This is a genomic window from Acidovorax sp. KNOB132, assembly GCF_057541515.1.
Window position 1 is genome coordinate 1 of record NZ_BAAJYT010000502.1, and the last position, 1485, is coordinate 1485.

Annotated in this window: 2 protein-coding genes; one reads left to right on the forward strand and one right to left on the reverse strand. The window is 71.0% G+C overall.

Annotated elements, in window-relative coordinates; translation table 11 throughout:
* Window positions 1-295 precede the first annotated feature (295 nt).
* Window positions 296-1249, forward strand: a complete 954-nt coding sequence (locus AC27IO_RS24140) for an AEC family transporter (RefSeq protein WP_498741202.1) — start codon at window positions 296-298, stop codon at window positions 1247-1249.
* Window positions 1250-1300: 51 nt separating this feature from the next.
* Here AC27IO_RS24140 and AC27IO_RS24145 read toward each other — a convergent pair.
* Window positions 1301-1485: pyridoxine 5'-phosphate oxidase C-terminal domain-containing protein (locus tag AC27IO_RS24145; protein WP_498741204.1), on the reverse strand; the 185-nt coding region annotated here is incomplete at its 5' end.

Genomic DNA, 1485 nt, shown 5'->3' on the forward strand with positions numbered 1-1485 from the left:
TGCCCTAGTGATGATTGCGCTAGAGTCCGTTTTGAAGGGCGGCGCAAAGGGTATGAGGGCGCCCCTTTCGCCAGCACCGACCGTCTGGGACTGGCGCGGGCCTGGACCATGCGCGCCGGGCCGGGGGCGTGTGCACGCCGCAGCGGCTCACCGGTGCGCGGGCGGCTGGACATCCGCCGGGACAGGACAGGCCGGTGCGTCGAGCCGCCACCCCACGGGCCCATCGGACGCGGCGGTGCGCAGGGCACGATGCACCGCACCGATAATCGAAGGCTTTGCCCGCAGGATCGCCGCCGTGAACTCCCCCGTCTTCGCCTCCATGATCCCGGTGATCCTCTTCATCGCCATCGGCTTTCTCGCCGGGCGCCTGGGCTGGGTGCGGGCCTCGGCGGTCAAGGATCTGTCCAACCTGGTGTTCCTGGTGCTCACGCCCGCGCTGCTGTTTCGCACCATGGGCACGTCGCGCGTGCAGGACCTGAACTTCGAGCCGGTGGGCCTGTACTTTCTCGCGGCCGGGCTGGTGTTCGTGGTGTCGCTGGCGCTCATGGGGTTCTCCACCCGCTCGGCCGCGTTCGGGCTGGCCAGCATGTTCAGCAACACCATCATGATCGGCGTGCCGCTGGTCGGGCTGGTCTACGGCCAGGAAGGGCTGGTGACGCTGTTCACGCTGATCTCGCTGCACGCGCTCATCCTGCTCACGGCGGCCACGGTGGTGTTCGAGCTGGCGCAGGCGCATGAAAGCCAGCGCGACGGCCGCAGCGCGCCGCGCCCCATGCTGCACACGGTGCTGCAGGCCGTGCGCAACGGCATCCTGCACCCGGTGCCGCTGCCCATCCTGGCCGGGTTGCTGTTCGCGCAGACCGGCCTGCACCTGCCCGAGGTGGTGGACAAGCCGCTGCAGCTGCTGGGCATGGCGCTCGGCCCCATGGCCCTGCTGCTGGTGGGCGTGACGCTGGCGTTCAGCAAGGTGGGCCACCATGCGCGCGACGCGCTGCGCATTTCGCTGGTCAAGAACCTGGCGCACCCGTTGCTGCTGCTGGCGCTGGCCTGGGCCTTCGGCCTGGGCGGCACCTCGACGGCGGTGATGTTCCTGGCCGCGTCGCTGCCAGTGGGGGCCAACGTGTTCCTGTTCACGCAGCGCTACGACACGATGCAGGACGAGGTGACGGCCAGCATCGCCGTGTCCACGGCGCTGGCGCTGGTGACGGTGCCGCTCATGCTGGTCGTCGCGCAGCGGTTCTTCCACTGAGGCCTGGCGCCCGGTCGGCCGGGCCGACGCGCCGGCGCACGGCGCGGGCGGTCAGGGCGCGAGGCGCTCGCGCACCCACTGGCCGCCATCGGCCCGGTAGCGCAGCCGGTCGTGCAGCCGGCTCTTGCGGCCCTGCCAGAACTCCCATTGCTCGGGCTTGAGGCGGTAGCCGCCCCAGTGCGGCGGGCGCGGCGGGCTGAGCAAGAACTGCGCGCCGTACCTGGCCGCGTTGGCCA